Source organism: Candidatus Cyanaurora vandensis (assembly GCF_013285555.1).
GTDB lineage: Bacteria > Cyanobacteriota > Cyanobacteriia > Gloeobacterales > Anthocerotibacteraceae > Cyanaurora > Cyanaurora vandensis.
Genome location: NZ_JAAXLT010000033.1, coordinates 1 through 17,526 on the forward strand (window position 1 = coordinate 1; position 17,526 = coordinate 17,526).

At 57.0% G+C, this 17,526-nt stretch carries 20 protein-coding genes and 1 pseudogene; 8 read left to right on the top strand and 13 right to left on the bottom strand.

All coding sequences use genetic code 11. The features are described from left to right. Window positions 1-153 precede the first annotated feature (153 nt). The 7 genes from HFM78_RS02015 to HFM78_RS02045 form a co-directional block, all read right to left on the bottom strand. The gene (locus HFM78_RS02015) at window positions 154-549 is read right to left on the bottom strand and encodes a J domain-containing protein (RefSeq protein WP_287127743.1); all 396 of its coding nucleotides are present in this window, start codon (window positions 547-549) and stop codon (window positions 154-156) included. A gap of 50 nt (window positions 550-599) precedes the next feature. After that, window positions 600-1,661: a tRNA 2-thiouridine(34) synthase MnmA gene (gene mnmA / locus HFM78_RS02020; RefSeq protein ID WP_287127744.1), complete on the bottom strand. Its 1,062-nt coding sequence runs from the start codon at window positions 1,659-1,661 to the stop codon at window positions 600-602. Between the two features lie 87 nt (window positions 1,662-1,748). Beyond that, the gene (gene rpsU, locus HFM78_RS02025) at window positions 1,749-1,922 is read right to left on the bottom strand and encodes a 30S ribosomal protein S21 (protein WP_287127745.1); all 174 of its coding nucleotides are present in this window, start codon (window positions 1,920-1,922) and stop codon (window positions 1,749-1,751) included. Between the two features lie 44 nt (window positions 1,923-1,966). Further along, on the bottom strand, window positions 1,967-2,215 hold the full coding sequence (locus HFM78_RS02030; protein WP_287127746.1) for a KH domain-containing protein: 249 nt from the start codon (window positions 2,213-2,215) through the stop codon (window positions 1,967-1,969). 2 nt (window positions 2,216-2,217) lie between these two features. Further along, on the bottom strand, window positions 2,218-2,490 hold the full coding sequence (gene rpsP, locus HFM78_RS02035; RefSeq protein ID WP_396033177.1) for a 30S ribosomal protein S16: 273 nt from the start codon (window positions 2,488-2,490) through the stop codon (window positions 2,218-2,220). Window positions 2,491-2,517: 27 nt separating this feature from the next. Then, window positions 2,518-3,969 (bottom strand): signal recognition particle protein, encoded by a 1,452-nt coding sequence (ffh, locus tag HFM78_RS02040; RefSeq protein WP_287127747.1) that lies wholly within the window; start codon window positions 3,967-3,969, stop codon window positions 2,518-2,520. Between the two features lie 44 nt (window positions 3,970-4,013). Further along, window positions 4,014-4,730: a 4'-phosphopantetheinyl transferase superfamily protein gene (locus HFM78_RS02045; protein WP_287127748.1), complete on the bottom strand. Its 717-nt coding sequence runs from the start codon at window positions 4,728-4,730 to the stop codon at window positions 4,014-4,016. A 149-nt stretch (window positions 4,731-4,879) separates the two neighbouring features. On the opposite strand from HFM78_RS02045, the pseudogene HFM78_RS02050 reads away from it, so the two are divergent. Then, a pseudogene (locus tag HFM78_RS02050) lies at window positions 4,880-5,305 on the top strand (Rpn family recombination-promoting nuclease/putative transposase); the annotation flags it as partial. A gap of 49 nt (window positions 5,306-5,354) precedes the next feature. Here the strand turns inward: HFM78_RS02050 and HFM78_RS02055 are convergent. Next, window positions 5,355-6,110, bottom strand: coding sequence for an ABC transporter ATP-binding protein (locus HFM78_RS02055; protein WP_287127749.1), 756 nt, complete (start codon window positions 6,108-6,110; stop codon window positions 5,355-5,357). Window positions 6,111-6,228: 118 nt separating this feature from the next. Here HFM78_RS02055 and HFM78_RS02060 point away from each other — a divergent pair, with 118 nt between their 5' ends. The 4 genes from HFM78_RS02060 to HFM78_RS02075 all read left to right on the top strand — a co-directional run bounded on the left by HFM78_RS02060 (window position 6,229) and on the right by HFM78_RS02075 (window position 10,806). Further along, complete coding sequence (locus HFM78_RS02060; RefSeq protein WP_287127750.1) at window positions 6,229-6,891, top strand: HEAT repeat domain-containing protein; 663 nt, start codon at window positions 6,229-6,231, stop codon at window positions 6,889-6,891. Window positions 6,892-6,936: 45 nt separating this feature from the next. After that, window positions 6,937-9,444, top strand: a complete 2,508-nt coding sequence (locus tag HFM78_RS02065; protein ID WP_287127751.1) for a TIGR03960 family B12-binding radical SAM protein — start codon at window positions 6,937-6,939, stop codon at window positions 9,442-9,444. 93 nt (window positions 9,445-9,537) lie between these two features. Next, entirely contained in the window at window positions 9,538-10,131 is a 594-nt protein-coding gene (locus tag HFM78_RS02070; protein ID WP_287127752.1) for a sulfite oxidase-like oxidoreductase, read from the top strand. 39 nt (window positions 10,132-10,170) lie between these two features. After that, on the top strand, window positions 10,171-10,806 hold the full coding sequence (locus HFM78_RS02075; protein ID WP_287127753.1) for a histidine phosphatase family protein: 636 nt from the start codon (window positions 10,171-10,173) through the stop codon (window positions 10,804-10,806). Window positions 10,807-11,051: 245 nt separating this feature from the next. Here the strand turns inward: HFM78_RS02075 and coaBC are convergent, their stop codons facing one another. Genes coaBC through HFM78_RS02090 form a run of 3 tightly spaced genes read right to left on the bottom strand, consistent with a single transcriptional unit; the run spans window position 11,052 to window position 14,576 of the window. Beyond that, window positions 11,052-12,263: a bifunctional phosphopantothenoylcysteine decarboxylase/phosphopantothenate--cysteine ligase CoaBC gene (gene coaBC, locus HFM78_RS02080; protein ID WP_287127754.1), complete on the bottom strand. Its 1,212-nt coding sequence runs from the start codon at window positions 12,261-12,263 to the stop codon at window positions 11,052-11,054. Next, window positions 12,253-12,489 carry a DNA-directed RNA polymerase subunit omega gene (locus HFM78_RS02085; protein ID WP_287127755.1) on the bottom strand — a complete coding sequence of 79 codons (237 nt, stop codon included), beginning with the start codon at window positions 12,487-12,489 and terminating at the stop codon, window positions 12,253-12,255. Before HFM78_RS02085 ends, coaBC begins: the two co-directional genes overlap by 11 nt. A 35-nt stretch (window positions 12,490-12,524) precedes the next feature. Then, window positions 12,525-14,576 (bottom strand): prolyl oligopeptidase family protein, encoded by a 2,052-nt coding sequence (locus HFM78_RS02090; RefSeq protein ID WP_287127756.1) that lies wholly within the window; start codon window positions 14,574-14,576, stop codon window positions 12,525-12,527. Window positions 14,577-14,747: 171 nt separating this feature from the next. On the opposite strand from HFM78_RS02090, the gene HFM78_RS02095 reads away from it, so the two are divergent. Genes HFM78_RS02095 through HFM78_RS02105 form a run of 3 tightly spaced genes read left to right on the top strand, consistent with a single transcriptional unit; the run spans window position 14,748 to window position 16,467 of the window. Then, entirely contained in the window at window positions 14,748-15,611 is an 864-nt protein-coding gene (locus tag HFM78_RS02095) for a hypothetical protein (RefSeq protein WP_287127757.1), read from the top strand. Then, window positions 15,563-16,012 (top strand): hypothetical protein, encoded by a 450-nt coding sequence (locus tag HFM78_RS02100; protein ID WP_287127758.1) that lies wholly within the window; start codon window positions 15,563-15,565, stop codon window positions 16,010-16,012. The genes HFM78_RS02095 and HFM78_RS02100 overlap by 49 nt, the downstream gene beginning before the upstream one ends. Continuing rightward, window positions 16,012-16,467 (top strand): isoprenylcysteine carboxylmethyltransferase family protein, encoded by a 456-nt coding sequence (locus HFM78_RS02105; protein ID WP_287127759.1) that lies wholly within the window; start codon window positions 16,012-16,014, stop codon window positions 16,465-16,467. The genes HFM78_RS02100 and HFM78_RS02105 overlap by 1 nt, the downstream gene beginning before the upstream one ends. 95 nt (window positions 16,468-16,562) lie before the next feature. Here HFM78_RS02105 and hisB read toward each other — a convergent pair whose 3' ends face one another. After that, window positions 16,563-17,171, bottom strand: coding sequence for an imidazoleglycerol-phosphate dehydratase HisB (hisB, locus tag HFM78_RS02110; protein ID WP_287127760.1), 609 nt, complete (start codon window positions 17,169-17,171; stop codon window positions 16,563-16,565). Further along, window positions 17,168-17,526, bottom strand: a 359-nt coding sequence (locus HFM78_RS02115; RefSeq protein WP_287127761.1) for a hypothetical protein, incomplete at its 5' end; no start/stop codon positions are given. The genes hisB and HFM78_RS02115, both read right to left, overlap by 4 nt.

Consider the following 17,526-nt stretch of genomic DNA (forward strand, 5'->3'; position numbering starts at 1 on the left):
CCTGTACCCCCACCGCCGCCGGGGGGATGCAACATCAATTCGTATTGAGACATTGACCTTCTCCGATTGTGATTTACTTGGTCTGCTACCCTATTTAATAACGCGCACAAGTTCAGTAAAGTAGCTCATTGTTTTCATAAATTTTTATCACCGTCAATAACCCTTGGTCAAACTGACAAATCCTACTAGCAGCAAAGAAGCTAAGAAGGCAAATCCCAAGATAAACAAGGCAAATAACTCCGTACTCGATAAGGCCCGCTCTTGGATATCGAAGGTAGTCGGGCGGGGACTAGGCACCGGGGTTGGGACGCGGGTGAGTTCGATAGCGCGGGCAATCCGGGCTTGATCGTAGCGTGTTCTTTTGACCGGATGGTTGAGGGTGGTATAAGCCTCATTGAGAACCAAGAATTTCTCTAGGGCTTCCGCTTGGGAGAGTGTCGTGGTATCGGGATGATATTCACGGCATAACTGACGGTAGGCTTGTCGGATCTCATGGTCACGGGCGGTCGCGGGAACACCGAGGACTTGATAGTAATCCACTGGCTTCATGGGCGCGGCACGTGACAATTCATACAAGATAACATTCTCTCCCCAGCCGGTCAGTGGATGATGATCCCCCCACCCAACACTCGGTCCCCGTCATACCAGACCGCCGCCTGACCGGGCGTGATCCCAAACTGGGGTTCCGCGAATTCAAGGGTAATCCCCTCACTGTGGGGAATCAGGGTCACGGGAGCAGGTTCAGCACGGTAGCGGATTTGGGCGGTACAGGCGATGGGGGTACTGGGTGCGGCGATGGAGACCCAATTCACCTGACGCACTTCACAACGGGTCTGATAACCCTCTGGGCGGCTCCCGACCAGCACCCGGTTAGCCTTGGTATCGATCGCCAGCACGTAGAGGGGCGTACTCGCGGCAATCCCCAGACCCTTGCGCTGACCAATGGTGTAGTGATGTGCCCCGTCATGGTGGCCCAAGACCCGACCGGTCGTATCTACAATCTCACCGGATATCGGCTCAATATGTTCATCCAAGAAGTTACGCATCGAACCCGCCGCTTCAACCAAGCAGAGGTCCATGCTCTCGGGCTTGGTCGCCACGGTGAGACCCAGTTCAGCCGCCACCCGGCGCGTCTCAGTCTTGGTCATCTCACCCAAGGGAAAAACCGCCGCCGATAACTGGTCTTGGCTTAATTCATAGAGGAAATAGGATTGGTCCTTAGTCCGGTCCACGGCTCGCCGCAGTTGATGCCGCCCGCTTACCGGGTCGAACTCCGTGCGGGCGTAGTGGCCCGTGGCAAGTTTAGTCACCCCGAGGACTTGACGGCAGTGATTCAGCATCAGGCCAAACTTAAGCTCACGGTTACAGCGGGAACAGGGCAAGGGCGTAACCCCGGACTGATAACCCTCGACCACAAAATCAATGATGGTTTTTTCAAATTGTTCGCGCACATCCACAATCTGATGGGGAATAGCGAGGGTTTCACAGACCCGGGCCGCATCTTTCATCCCATCGGAACAACAGGAACCCTTACCCGCCATCAACCAGAGGGTCAAGCCAAATACGCGATAGGGCTGCTGGGTCAAGAGGGCCGCTGCCACCGAGCTATCCACCCCGCCCGAGAGTCCCACGACAATTTTTTCGTTGAGTTGCTGACCCATGGTGACAAACCTGACCGTCTTTTATGCTAACAGTCTGTCTACGAAAAGCTCCAGGTCTGAAGTAGCCTGGAGCTTCATTGCTAAGAATTAGCGTCGCCGTTTACGGGCTGCTTCAGACTTACGTTTTTTGCGGACACTCGGTTTTTCGTAGCGTTCACGTCGCTTGATTTCCGAGAGAATTCCAGCCTTTTGAATCTTCTTTTTGAAGCGTTTTAACGCGGACTCAATAGACTCATTTTCGCCAAGACGGACTTCCGTCACCTACCATTCACCTCCTCAAAATCCTAGGGGCTTGGACATCTCGATTACTCGAAGATCTCCATGTGGACTTGCTGGTTATGGGTGCGAGCGGCGGCTTCGAGGATGTAGCGGATGGCCTGGATCGTCCGTCCACCCCGCCCGAAGACCTTCCCCTTATCACCAGCGGCAAAACTGACCCTCAGCCAAATCCGTTGATTGTTGAGGGTACTTTCTGCATCCACGAGGAGCAAAGAAGGGTCATCAAGCAGTGGGGAGACCAGGAATTTAACCAGTTCGGGATAATTTGGCAACAAGGTTAGGTACCGACGGGCTGGACAGCAAACACTTGGGCACGACGCATCAGGGCGAGGACGGTTTCGGTGGGTTGGGCACCCCGCTCTAACCAGAGACGGGCGGCTTCCACATCCAGGGTGAGGGCGGTCTCCCCTTTGATTACATTGGCCCGGGGGTTATAAAACCCAATCTGGGCCAGGGTCGAGCCATTGCGCCGGGTGCGCCCATCGGCGACGACAATACGGTAGACTGGACGGCGTTTGGCACCGAGCCGTTTGAGACGGATGGAAACGATAGCGATTCACCTCCTGATGGCAACGGGCTATTTACCGAAGCCCTTGCCTTTTTTCTTTTTGTCCCCGCCCTTGGGAGGCCGGGGTTTGCCTTGACCGCGCCAGCTAGGTCCGAGACTGGAAGGACGCGGGAGTCGAGGACCACCAGATACTCCGGGTGCCCCGCCGCCCATACCCCCCATCTGACCAAACTGCTGCATCATGGTCCGCATGGTTTCAAAATCGTTGAGCATTTTGCCCACGTCCTGAATACTCACCCCAGACCCTTTAGCAACGCGCCGTTTTCGGGCATTATCTATGATACCAGGATTCTTGCGCTCTTCACGGGTCATCGAGTTAATCATGGCTTCGGTGCGCTTGAGTTGCACTTCACCCTGCTCAATCTGGTCGTCGCTGATCTTGTTCATGCCGGGGATCATCTTTAGGACCCCGCCCAGGGAGCCCATCCGCTTAATCATCCGCATCTGACCCACAAAGTCCTCCAGGTTGAACTGGGCTTTGAGGATCTTTTCTTCCATCTGTTTGGCATCGGTGATGTCAATTTCTTCCTGGGCTCGTTCGACCAGGGTGAGGATATCGCCACTGCCCAGGATGCGAGAAGCCATCCGCTCGGGGTAGAAGGGCTGGAGGGCTTCGACTTTTTCACCGACCCCGATGAATTTAATCGGTTGCCCGGAAATCTGACGCACCGAAAGGGCGGCTCCGCCCAAGGTATCGCCGTCCATCTTGGTCAAGACCGCGCCCGTGATCCCGATGCGCTCATGGAAACTGCGGGTGAGGTTGGCGGCCTCCTGCCCGGTCATGGCATCTACGACTAACAACACTTCGTCGGGCTGGAGAACTTCTTTAATCTGGACCAATTCACCCATCAAGGTCTCGTCAATCTGGAGCCGTCCGGCGGTGTCCACAATCAGGACATCAAAATTCTGTTCTTGGGCCTGACTGAGGGCATTACGGGCGATGTCCACGGGGCGAGCGTCCGTGCCCTCGCTGTAGACCGGGGTTTGGATCTGGCGGCCTAGGGTCAGGAGTTGGTCAATGGCGGCGGGACGGTAAACGTCACAGGCGGTGAGGAGGACTTTAAGTTTTTCTTTTTTGAGGAAGAGGGCGAGTTTGGCGCAGGCGGTGGTTTTCCCGGCTCCCTGGAGACCCGCCATGAGGACGACGACGGGTTTATCGCCTATCCGGGGGCTGGTTTTGGCGAGGGGAACATTGGCCTCGCCCATCAACTCCACAAGTTCTTGGTAGACCACGTGCATAAACTGCTGGGCCGGGGAGAGGTGGAGCAGGACTTCTTTGCCGAGCGCCTTCTCTTTGATGTGACCCTCAAACTGTTTGACAATTTGCAGGTTGACATCGGCTTCAAGCAGAGCGCGGCGCACGGTCCTGACAGGTTCAGCGATATTCTGCTCCGTCAGTTTGCCTTCGCCCTTGATGGACTTGAAGGCAGATTCAAATTTCTCTGTCAGAGCCTCAAACATAGGCTGCACCCGTCTCGAATTCCACTATGCCATGTTTCTCGAACTCAGGCGATTCCCGGTTGCCACTGCCACTGGGTACATTCAGGAAGCTGACCTTGCACCACCAAGGCACCGATGTAGCCGGGACCGGGGTTGAGGGTGAGGAGGGACCACTGGGCAGCCAAATCGGGGTCCAGGAACCGCGCTGGTTCATCTAGACTGACTGGGCATTGGCTCAGGGGCACGGTAAGACCCCGACCGAGGGCTTTGAGGTAAGCTTCCTTGCGGGTCCAGCCGTTGAAAAAAGCCGGTTCCCGCGCCTGGTCCGGCAGTTGTTGAAAAAATTCAATCTCCACGGGCGCGAAACACCGGGCCACAATCCGCTCTAGCCGCACGGAACGCAGGTACTCAAGATCTACCCCCACGGCTCGGTTCCAGGCGAAGGCGTAAAGAGCAAGCCCGTGGGCATGGGCGAGGTTGAACCTTAATTGTCCTGGTGGTTCCAAATCCGGCTTCCCCTGGGGACCATAGCTAAACTGCAACTCGCGGGGGTCCTGATTTAGATAGCGGCCCAACAACCAACGCAGGACGCCCCGCCCCGTCCGAAAATCGCTCCGCCGTTGTTCACCAGAGAATTTCGCCGCTCGCGCTTGTTCCTCTAGGGAGAGCAGATGATGCCAGTCTTGGTCCGGTGCGCGGAGGTCTACCCGCCACACCTGCACTTCTTGGGTCGTCAGGACGGGAAAGTGGGGGGGGATTTGCCAGGAAGTAGGGTCATTCATCGTAATGGCTAGCTGTATCAGCTTATCCCTCTCGAACATCCGGACCCACTTAGACAGTACACTACCTGTACTAAAGAGTGTTTGCGCCAAAAGCGTCGGTTCAACAGGGAGAGACTATTGAAAACTGATGCGCTCTTCTATTAGCAAGTCCGCTCGTCCGTCGAGTGTATCTTGAGGAACTGGAGCACCCAACCACCGTAGGGGTAGGGCTGATCCGCCTAGTGGTTGCCAAGCCACAAGCGGCTCCACAACAGGCCCAAGCTTTGATAGCTTTGGCGCGTCGTCAATATCTAGAAGTACTCCCCCTCAAAGGAATACTAGAATTAATTGAAACGGTGATGGTGTACAAATTCCCGACGCTTTCACGAGAGGAGATTGAAGCAATGCTCAAGCTGGATGGCCTAAAAGAAACGCGGGTTTACCAAGAGGCCCTACAAGAGGGCAAGCTGGCAGGTAGGGAAGAAGGCAAGCTAGAAGCAGTCCCTGCCCTGTTAGCGCGTGGTTTCAGTGTTGAGGAGATAGCTCAGATTCTGGGCTTGAGTGTGGCGCAAGTGGCGCAGGGACGGACTTTCTAAGAGTTAGCGGGATGGTTTACATCAGCCTGTCACCCCCTTTGAAGCACTATCAGCGGGGGACCTCGCCCTGAGGCTGGACGGTATCGAGATAACGGGTACTCCCTTCGCGGGGGTCGCCATTGAAGTGGACCTGGCCCCGGTCTAGCCAACAAACTCGGTCACAGGAACGCCGCACATAATCCAGGTCATGAGAGACTACCAACACTGTGGAGTTCGCTCGCCAGAAGCGTTCTAGCCGTTGTTGGCATTTATTTTTAAACCGTTCATCCCCGACAGAGAGGACTTCATCGAGAATCAAAATATCCGGCTGGACCTCCGTGGCAATGGCGAACCCCAACCGGGCTACCATCCCCGAGGACAACGCTTTCACGGGCATATTACTATATTCATTCAACTCAGCAAATTCCAAAATGGCGGGGGTGCGTTGGGTCATCGTCCGTCCCGAGAAGCCCAGCAATACGCCGTAGAGAACGATGTTGTCCTGTACGGATAGGTCTATATCGAAACCCGCCCCCAATTCAATCAAAGGCGCAATCTCGCCCCGGACCGTGACCTTGCCGGAAGTAGGTTTGAGGATGCCGCTAATCAATTTAAGTAGGGTAGACTTCCCAGACCCATTGGCTCCAATCAGCCCGACTTTTTCGCCCGCCTGGATCCTCAAGTCTACTTGATTAAGGACCTGTTTTTTGCTCGGCTTGCGGTATCTGCCATCCAGCAAAGCGAAGATGGTCGTTTTGAGGTCGTAGGAGAATTCTTCCTGGGTCCGCCGCCATAGCGAGACCGCTTCTAGCCGTATAACGTCCAAGCCAGGGTCGGGTGCAACACTTGTTACTTTACCCCATTCAGCCCAATAGACTCAACCAGAGGAAGGCTTGGGACGCAGCCGAAACAGTTAGACTGATTGTTAAGAATTGTAAAAAACAATGAACGACCTCTTGACCCAGTTGCAAGACCCGGACTTCAAGCGTCGGGTCCAGGCTCTTTTGACTTTACGCAATGCTACCCCTGAGGAAGTGGCTCCCTTAGCCGCCGTGACCATCCGTGACGAACACGTTCAAATGCGCTCCTACACTTGTATGCTCTTGGGCAAAAAGCCTTCTGAGACCGCTTTCACTCTCCTTATCCAAGCTCTGCAAGCCGATCTGGACCAAGGCGTACGCGCCGATGCTGCTGGAGCCTTGGGGGCACTCCAGGACCCCCGCGCTTGGGAATATCTGGCACGGGCCTACTACGAAGACACGGAATGGATTGTCCAGTACAGTGCCCTAGTCTCCCTGGGCAACCTCGCGGACCCCAGAGCCTACGATTTATTCGTCACCGCTCTCCAGTCCAAAAATGAACTGATGGAACAAGCCGCCATCGGAGCGTTGGGGGAAGTGGGCCAAGCGCGGGCGATTCCCTGGCTCTTGCCCTATATTGAATCGTCGGATTGGTTAGTCCGTTTGAAAGTGGCGATTGCCCTAGCTGAGATTGCCAAAGCTTCCAGTGACCCCGAGACCGCCAAAGCCCGTGAAGCCCTGCGCTACCTAGCCCAGGACCCCCACCCCCAGATTGCCGCTGTGGTCAAGGACCTCCTGGAGCGTTGAGGAATGGGCGGTGGGCTAAACTGACAGATATTAGCGGACCCACCGATGCCCACGATTGCCCTTGATACAATTCTTTCGGCTGAGATCCAGACTCCGGGCCGCTACTTGGGCAATGAACGGGGGGCATTTCATAAACCCTGGGCGGACTGCACGGTGCGCTGGGTCTTGACCTATCCTGAACTCTACGAAGTCGGGGCCTCGAATCTGGGCCACATCATCCTTTACAACATCCTGAATACCCAACCGCGCCAACTCTGTGACCGGGCCTATCTACCGGGGACTGATTTTGCGGAGCGGTTGCGGACGACCCAGACCCCGCTCTTTGCCGTGGAGTCGCGGCGGGGGTTACGGGATTTTGACCTGATTGGGTTCTCGTTGGCCTACGAATTGGGGGCAACGAATGTCCTAGAGATGCTGGACCTGAGCCAGATTCCCCTCTTTGCGGCGGAGCGGGGGGCGGGAGACCCGTTGATTTTCGCCGGGGGACCGACAGCGACCTCTAACCCGGAACCCTACTGGGCGTTCTTTGATTTCTTTGTACTGGGTGATGGTGAAGAGGTCCTACCGGAAATTGGGCTGGTCCTGGAAGAAGGGAAACAGGCCGGACTCAGCCGGGAGGAACTTCTATTGGACTTGGCCCAAGTGCCGGGGGTGTATGTGCCCCAGTTCTATCAATCCACCGTCCCGCCCCGGCCTTTAGCGCGGGTTCCAGAGCGAGTCTTGCGGCGGGTGGCTCCCCCGTTACCACGGTTCTCGATTGGCTTGGTGCCCCTAGTTCAAACCGTTCATGACCGACTCGCCATTGAGGTGCGGCGCGGTTGTACGAGGGGTTGTCGGTTTTGTCAGCCGGGGATGTTGACCCGTCCGGCGCGGGATGTGGACCCGGCGGAAGTGGTCCAGACCATTGAGAGCGGGCTCCAGCAGACGGGGTACAGCGAATTCTCCCTGTTGTCTCTGTCCTGCTCAGACTATCTCTCACTTAATACCGTGGGGGCGACGCTCCAGAATGACTTGGCGGGGCAGGGCATTTCCTTGAGCTTGCCCTCGCAGCGGGTAGACCGTTTCTCCCCGGAGTTGGCCCAGATCATTGGTGGAACCCGGCGTACGGGCCTGACCTTCGCACCGGAGGCCGGTACCCAAAGGTTACGGGATGTCATCAATAAGGGACTGACGAATGAAGAACTCTTACGCGGCGTAAAGACGGCCTACCAAGAGGGCTGGGACGCGGTGAAGCTCTATTTCATGATTGGGCTGCCGACGGAGACGGACGAGGATGTGCTTGGGATTGCAGAAACCGTGGCTTGGTTACAGCAGGAGTGCCGGGAACCGGGGCGGCGCAAGCTGGAATGTACGCTCACCATCTCCAATTTCACCCCCAAACCCCACACGCCTTTCCAGTGGCATACGGTCAGTAATAGTGAGTTCGAGCGCAAGCATGCCCTATTGAAGCGGGCCTTCCGGGGGTTGCGCGGGGTCAAGGTGAACTACACGGACTACCGACTGTCGGCCCTCGAAGATGTGGCGGGGCGGGCCGGACGGGAGTTTGCGGGGGTGGTTTTACGCGCTTGGCAATTAGGAGCGGGGCTGGCGGGGTTTGCGGACCTAGACCGGGCCTGGGCGAGTTGGAACCAGGCTTTAGCTGAACACGGGTTGACGGCGGATGTGACCGGACCCGCCCTGGATGCGCCGTTGCCCTGGGATTTCATCGATACCGGAATTGCGAAAGACTGGCTGCAACGGGACTATGAACAGGCTCTTGCCGCGCAGGTCGTCCCGGATTGCTCCTTTGATAGTTGTTCGCACTGCGGAATCTGTGGCGAGGACTTCGGCAGTAATATCGTCCTGGCTCCCGCGCCGATGCCCCCGGTGAACCGGGATAAGCCTTTACCCACCCAGGTCGTCCAGCGGTTGCGGGTCCGGTTTGGCAAGTTGGGAGAGTTGCGGTTCCTGGGGCATCTGGACTTGGTGCGGTTGTGGGAGCGGGGCCTGCGGCGGGCGGGTCTACCGATTGCTTTCACCGAGGGTTTTCATCCCTTGCCCAGGGTAACAATGGCTTCGGCACTGGCTCTGGGGATGACCAGTTCTGGGGAGTGGGTGGACTTTGAGTTGAGTCAAGTCGTCGAGCCGGAGAGCTTCCGGGCACAGTTGGCGGCTCAGGTACCGCTACCCCTCTACGAGGTGATGGAGTTACCGGTACGGGCGGATTCCTGTGCCAAGTTGTTAGACCGGGCGAGCTATACCCTGACCCTAGTGGCGGAGGTGGACTTGGACTGGGAGAAATTGGTGGCGGACTTGCTGGCGGACCCGGATCTAAGCGTCCAACGCCTCCACAAGAAGACCCAGAAAATCCGTACCCTCCCGGCCCGTGCTTGGCTCTTGGCCCTAGCCTTGGTGGAAGGTGCCCCCAGTCGGGCCATCATCACCTACAGCGCGCTCTGTCGCAACGACGGTACGGTTGTGCGCCCCAGCGATATCGCCACTTGGTTCAGCACGCTCGCCCAAACCGATGTGACGCCCCAAGCCATCCACCGCGATGAATTGGGTCTAGCTTAAGCAGAGATGGGCTTAGCTACGCTATCCGGGGTCAGAGCAGAGCCCCCTAGCCCCCTGCTCTATCATGGAAAAAATTGCCGTCAGGGAAGCCCCATGTTCGACAAACTCTTCAAAACCTCCGCACCAGACCGCACCAACCGGGTCCCGCCCGGTCAAAACCTGACCAACGGCTTCCCCGTCCTGACCTACGGCAGCACGCCCCGCATCAATATGCGCGAGTGGCAGCTCAAAGTTTTTGGCCTCGCAACGGTTAAAGAATTCACTTGGCAAGACTTTCAGGACATGCCCCAGATCGAGTTGACCGCTGATTTCCACTGTGTCACCCGCTGGTCCAAACTGGATGTGCAATGGCGCGGGGTCCGGGTCCTGGACTTCATGAAACTAATTGAAGTAGACCCCAAGGCCCAACACGTCCTAGAACACAGCTACGGCGGCTACACCACCAACCTTGCCTTAGAAGATTTTTTAAAAGAAGAGAATATCTTGGCTACCTCCCTCTTTAAAGAACCCATCCCGGCGGAACACGGTGGTCCCTTGCGCCTGTTGGTCCCCCATCTCTACGCCTGGAAGAGTGCCAAGTGGCTGAACGGCCTGGAGTTTACTGAACAAGAAAAACTCGGCTTTTGGGAAGTCAACGGCTACCACCGACGCGGCGAACCTTGGGCTGAGGAACGCTATAGCGGTTGATGGCAAGGGAAAATAGGAAAGTTCCACATTGGTTCTGCCATGACCCTCAAGCTCTACTTACTCCGCCACGGTCAGACCACTTTCAGCCGCGAAGATGTCTTCTGTGGTTCGATTGACCCGCCCTTGACCGCCGCTGGGGAGCAGATGGCCCAGACCTTCAGTGCGAGTTACCAGCATTTACCCTGGCAAGCGGTCTACACCAGCCCGATGCAGCGCACCCAAGCCACGGCCCAGCCCCTCTGTACCGCCTTGAGTCTCAAGCCGGAAGTGCGGGATGGCCTACGCGAGATTGCTTACGGGCAGTGGGAGGGCCAGTCGAAGGACGCAGTGGACCAGACCTACCATGATGACTACCTGCGCTGGTTAGCAGACCCGGCTTGGTATCCCCCCACGGGCGGGGAGCTTGCGGTTACGGTTGCAAGCCGGGTGCTCTCAGTCCTTGAAGAGATCAAACAAAAACACCCCCAGGGTAATGTCCTTGTCGTCTCCCACAAAGCCACCCTCAGGATCTTGCTCTGTAGCCTATTGGGGATTGATGTCGGTCGCTTCCGGTACCGCCTAGGGATGCCCGTGGGTGCAATCAGTCTCGTCGAATTTGGGACCCACGGCCCACTCCTGTTAGCCCTAGCGGACCGGACCCATCTTGGGGATCTGCGTGACCTCCCCGGTACTTAAATGGCCCCTCCGCCCCACTCGTGGGGGACCAAGGCAGTAGAGATTCTCCTAGAAGGCAGTTCCCGTACAGACTGACGGCTTTTTAGGTTGGTGACCGTATCTGTGCGAACACAGCCTAGCTTTCTCATGAGTCCTACTTTGGCCATGGTTCCCGCCCTACTACTCACATCCTCGGGCTCACGCTAGAGCAGGTGCAGTCTGTCATGCCCTAGTGATGCTAGTTCCGGCTCCTGAGTGTTTTATGGCTAGATACTACCTAAACCGTCGAGGATCTGGTGGGCGATAGCCAATTTAGGCGCGGACGGGAACTCGTGGCTCACGCCAGTTCTCAGTAACAACCAACCGCGATTATGGGTAGTGGCAAATCCGCTATCTACTTCATCCACGGGGTTTACAAAGAGGGCATCCACGCCTTTACGGTGCAGTTTGGCCCAGGCGGGGGGGAGGATATCCCCAGTTTGAGCCGCGAAACCAATAATTTTTTGGTGGGGTCGGCGCAGTGGGACTAGTTCACTCAGGATATCCGGGACGGGTTCAAGGGCGAGTTGGCTGGGGAGGTCGGCCTTGGCGAGTTTGTGAGGGTAGCTTTGACTGGGGCGGACATCGGCTACAGCCGCATTCATCAAAAGCAAATCACAGGCGGGGAAGGCTTGTTGGAGAGCATGCTTCATCTGGTCACTGGTGGTGACAGCCTGAGCTTGAATAAAATCCGGTACAGGTTCCGTCAGGGGAGCATGAACTAGCGTCACCTCGGCCCCCCGATGAAAACAGGCCCGTGCGAGGGCTAAGGCCATCCGTCCCGTTGCGGGATTGCCGATAAAGCGCACCGGGTCCAGGGGTTCACGGGTGCCACCGCCACTGATGAGAACCCGTTTGCCGATGAGGTCGCGGTGGCCCTGGGTCCAAAATAGCGACTGAGTATAGGCCAAGAGTTCTTCTGGTTCAGCCATCCGCCCGCTCCCCACGGTGTCACAGGCCATCCGTCCCATGGTCGGGGGCAACAGATGGTAGCGCGGGTCTTCAAGGAGTAACCGCAGATTACGCTGGACGCTCACCTGTTCCCACATTGCTGTATTCATGGCTGGGGCAGCGACGACGGGCACAGTGGAGGCCAGCAGAATATTCGTCAATAGGTCATCAGCTAAACCCTGAGCCAACCGCGCCAAGGTCTGAGCGGTTAGGGGCGCGAGCAGGATTACCCCCGCCCAAGTGCCTAATTCGATATGGAGGGGTCGGCTCCGGTTCGGTTGCCAGAAGTCCTGGTCAGTGTAGGTTGGGTGCCGTGCTAAGGCCGCAAAGGTGAGCGGCGTCACAAACCGTTGGGCCGCCTCCGTCAGCACGACCCGCACCGGGTCCGTAGTTTTTGCCCACGTGGAGACGAGAGTACAAACTTTATAAAGGGCAATGCCCCCGCCACCACCGATGAGCAGGGGACCACCCAGGGTTTTAGTCCGCAAGGATCTCAGGCGTGAGGAGTTCTTCGGACATCTCGTAAATAGCCTGGACGACGGGTTTGATATGCCCGTCCTCGTCCTCATCGCGGGTACTTTCTTCAAAGTGCCGCCGCTTGGCGCGTTGAGCAATTTGCACCGTGATGCGGTAGCGATTCTCCGCAGCGGTGATGACGGTCTCCGTGCGCCGCATCAGTTCAACGTGGTCAGTGGTCAAGTCAGGAACGGCCATGGTTTTCTTTGGATGTGAAACTGATTCTAACTGTTTTACTCGATTCCTTTCATCTCCAGGTTACGGACCAAGAAAGCCCAGCGGTCCGCCACTTCCTCAATAATTTTGGTCGTGGGTTTACCCGCCCCATGCCCCGCCTTGGTCTCAATGCGGATCAAGGCCGGAGCCGTTCCCGTCTGTGCCTGTTGCAGCGTCGCCGCGAACTTGAAACTATGGGCGGGTACTACTCGGTCATCATGGTCCGCTGTAGTCACGAGGGTGGCTGGGTAGCGGCCCGGTTTGAGCCGATGGAGGGGCGAGTAGGCATAGAGGGCCTTAAATTGCTGGGCGTCCTCCGCCGAACCGTAGTCCGAGACCCAGGCCCAACCAATCGTGAACTTATGGAAGCGCAGCATATCCAACACCCCCACGGCGGGGAGGGCCGCCCCAAAAAGCTCAGGCCGTTGGGTCATGACCGCCCCCACCAAAAGCCCGCCGTTACTCCCGCCGCCAATCGCCAGTTTAGCGGTCTGGGTATAGCGGTTCTGGATCAGCCACTCGGCGGCTCCAATGAAATCATCAAAGACATTTTGCTTGTTGAGCTTGGTCCCGGCTTGATGCCACGCTTCACCGTATTCGCCCCCGCCCCGCAGGCTGGGAACGGCGTAGACCCCGCCCATCTCCATCCAGACCAGATTGCTAGGAGCGAAACTCGGGGTCAACGAGATGTTGAATCCCCCGTAACCATAGAGGTAGGTCGGGTTATTGCCATCTAGCTTCAGCCCCTTCTTGTAGGAGATGAACATCGGCACACGGGTCCCGTCCTTGCTGGGGTAGAAGACCTGTTCGGTGGTGTAGCGGCTGGGGTCAAAGGTGACCTTGGGTTGGAAAAGTGGCGTACTCACCCCGGTGGTCGGGTTATAGCGGTAGATGACCGTCGGACTGGTAAAGCTTGTAAAAGCATAGAAGGTCTCTGTATCCGTGCGTTTGCCTGGGAAACCAATCACCGTCCCGAGCCCCGGTAAACTAACCTCACGCTGGAACTGTCCTTTCAGGTCAAAAACCTTCACTTGGGCACGGGCGTCCTTGAGGTAGCTGGCAATGAAATGTCCGCCCACTAAACTCACCCCCGTCAAAGTCTCGGGAGCTTCCGGGATGATGACCTGACGTTCGGTGGGGCGCGTGATATCCAGGGCAATCACCCGGCTCCGGGTCGCGCACTGGTCCGTCTTAAACCAGAAGGTCGTGCCCTGATTGTCAATGAATTGGTAGTCCGCCTCTAACTGCTCCACTAAGCCCACCACGGGACTCGTTGGCTCCTGGAGGTCTTTGTAAAAGATGCGGTTGCGCGGGTCGGTCCCCTGAGTGGCATAGATGATGAGATAACGCCCGTCATCGGTCACCTGCCCACTGAACCCCCATTCTTTTTCGTCCTTGCGTTCATAGATGAGGACATCTTCACTCTGGGCCGTGCCAAGACGATGAAAGTAAAGCTTCTGGTAGTAGTTGACGGACTGGAGTTCCTGTTTGGGCTCGTCGTAACGACCATAGAAGAAGCCTTGACCGTCCTGCGTCCAACTAGCCCCCGAGAACTTCACCCACTTCAAGCGGTCCGGTCGGTCCTGTCCGGTTGCCACCTCGCGCACCCGCCATTCCTGCCAATCGGACCCCGCCGCCGAGAGCCCATAGGCCAGATACTTCCCGTCCTGGCTGAGGGCGTAGTCGGTCAGGGCGACAGTCCCATCGGCAGAGAGTTGGTTGGGGTCAAGCAGGACGCGTGCCGCCTCGCCGAGTTTGGTCGCGGTATAGAGGACTGCCTGATTCTGCAAGCCGCTATTTTTACTGAAGAAATACTGCCCGCCTTCCTGGAAGGGGACCCCGTACCGCTCATAATCCCAAAGCGCGGTGAGCCGTTTCTTGAGCTGGGTACGTTCCGGGATGCCAGCGAGGTACTGGAAAGTCAGTTCATTCTGGGCTTGGACCCACGCCTTCGTTGCAGCGGTATCCGTATCCTCCAACCAGCGGTACGGGTCTGCCACGACTGTCCCGTGGTAGACATCGGTTTGTTCCACCGTCGCGGTCCGTGGATACATCAAAGGTTTCGCCATTAAAATGTCCCCATGCATAATCGTTCCCAGCAGCGCAGCAAAAACCCAGCCTTTTAGTATGCCCATCGCCATCCTGTTTCTATTCTGTCTATATTCGCCAAGTATAAAGTAACCCCAGGCCGACTGGAGGACCGTGCTAAAACAGAGCTATGGCCCCTATCTGTAAACCCCATGCTGACTGACACCCAAGAACGGTTGATGCAATCGGTAACACGCCAAGGCTACCGCGTCTCCGTGGGGGATATTGCAGCGGAGGCGGGCCTATCGGTGATTGAGGCGCGGCGCGAACTCAACTTGATGGCAAGTCAAGCTGGTGGCTCCCTCCAAGTCGCTGAGACCGGCGAGATCGCCTATCAATTCACCCCCCAGTGGCGGTCAGTCCTCGCGCAAAAAGAACAAAATGCCCAATGGCAAGCCCTTTGGCAATCTACCAAAAAGACCTTACTTTATCTGGGGCGGATTTCTTTTGGCGTGATGCTAATTTTATCCTTGCTGATTATTGCCCTCGCCCTAGTTGCCATCAGTATCTCCACCAACCGCGACGACCGGGATGGGGATGGTCCCAATGTAAACTTCGGCGGGATGTACTGGTTTTGGTACGGGTTTAGCCCCTTTGACCTATTTTATTATGGACGCGACCCCGAGCAAGAACGGAGACGACGTTACGAACAGGGCGAACCCGTCGGGTTCCTAGAGGGCGTGTTCTCCTTCCTATTTGGCGATGGCGATCCCAATGCCAATCTAGAGGAACTGCGCTGGCAACAGGTCGCCCGTACCATCCGCAGTAACCAAGGCGTGATTGCCGCCGAACAAGTCCTACCCTTCCTAGATACACCCACTGATGAGCGTGAGGATTATATGCTCCCGGTCCTCGTCAAGTTTGATGGTCAGCCCCAGGTGAGCGAGCAGGGCGGGCTCGTCTACCAATTCCCCCAACTCCAGGTGAGTGCCCAAGATACAGGGGTCCTCCTGCCACCCATGCCTACTTGGAAGAGCAGCCCTGGGAATTCTCGAAAGCCCCGACGGGAACCCTGACCCTAGCGGGCCTACTGGGTGCGGCGAATTTGGCGGGAGCGACTTGGCTCTGGTGGGAGATCCAACAGATCGGGCCGTATCTAGAACGCACTTCCCTGGCTTGGTTGGCCTATATCAGCCCGGTCCTATGGGTCTATGGGGTATTGTTTTTGACCGTCCCCGCCGTGCGCTACTTTTTGTTAGGTCCGCGCAATGAACAGGTCGCCCGTCGCAATGGACTCCGGCGGGACCAGGCTGTTTATCTGAGCCGACCCGATGCCCGGTTACGTGAGAAGTTGACCTTTGCCCAAGGTTTTGTCCGCCGTGAAGTGCTGGGTGAGGGGATTTACGACAGTGGCAAAGCGATGTTAGACCAGCGAGACCTGGATGCTGAGGATTTCAACCGCCGCTTAGAGAGCTAATGGATAACCCCGGGGTCATTGCGTCGCCGCCCTTGCTCTACGCTGGTGTCTTGAGCGTAGGACTTTTGTTGCACCGTTGGCTCGCGGTCCCGGTCCTACCCATCAGGCTGGCTCAGGGCTTGGGTGCATTGAGTCTGGGGCTGGGGTTAGCGGTGGGGATATGGGCAGTAATGGCAATGAAGCAGGCACAAACTAACGTCAGTCCCTATGCACCGACCACGGTTCTCCTGGTAGATGGACCTTTTCAGATCAGCCGCAACCCAATTTATTTGGCCTTCACCCTGTTGTACGTAGGCGTATCGCTTTGGGTCAACGCGCTAGCCCCACTCCTGCTCTTGCCCCTGGTTGTCACGGTGATGCAATGGGGCGTGATTGAGCGCGAGGAGCAATATCTCAAGCAGAAATTCGGCGAGACCTACACTCGCTATCAGGGGCGAGTGCGCCGCTGGCTATAGGCTACCGCCCCTACCCCGCCCTCGCCATTGCCCATAGGCAATGGCGACAGCTTGCATGAGCGGCTGGAGTAGCTACCACAGGCCGGCTAAATCCGTTAAAGGACTCCCTTAGTGCTGGGCACGGCTCCTTGGCGGCGGGGGTCCTGGGTGATGGCTAATTTGAGGGCACGGGCAAAGGCTTTGAAGGATGCCTCAATAATGTGGTGGGAGTTGAGGCCCGCGAGTTGACGCACATGGAGCGTGAATTGGCCTTGATTGACCACGGCTTGGTAAAACTCGCGTACCAACTGAGTATCGTAGGTCCCGACGCGCTGGGTGGGCAGGGCGAGGTCATAGCTGAGGTGGGGACGGCCCGAGAAATCGAGTACGACCTGGACCAAGGCTTCATCCAGGGGTGCCAAAAAATGACCGAATCTCTCAATGCCCCGGCGGTCACCGAGAGCCTGATAAAAAGCCTGACCCAGGGCCAGACCCACATCTTCGTTGGTGTGGTGGTCATCAATGTGGGTATCACCTGTAGCCTGAATACTCAGGTCCACTAGACCATGGGTACTGAGTTGGGCCAACATATGGTCCAAAAAAGGCACCCCGGTCTGGATCACATGACAACCCAGCCCGTCTAGGTCCAGTTCCACGCGCACTTGGGTCTCGCCGGTGACGCGCTCAATGAGGGCATGGCGGTGGGAAGTCTGGAGGATGGTCATTGGGTCATGTCCTGGAAGCCCATTCTTTCGAGCAGATCGGTGAGGGCGGTAGGGGTAAAAGTGGTGTAATCCGTCGTTGCCAGGGCTTGGACCACATCCCAGAGGTAGCCCATCGCCGACCAAGCCTCGCCAAAGATTTCCAAAGAGGGCATCAACCGCTCGTCGCGTAACCGATACCAACAGACGAACACCTGCCCTAACTGCTGACCGGAGGGATAATAATAGGTAAAACTCACGGCATCTTCGCATTTCATTTTGGCAAGCCGCTCGCTGCCTTGACTAGCTCGCGCCACGTGGACATAGCCGCGCCAGGGTTGGTTCGGATTGACGCCTTCTTGACTTTCATGGTTAGGGC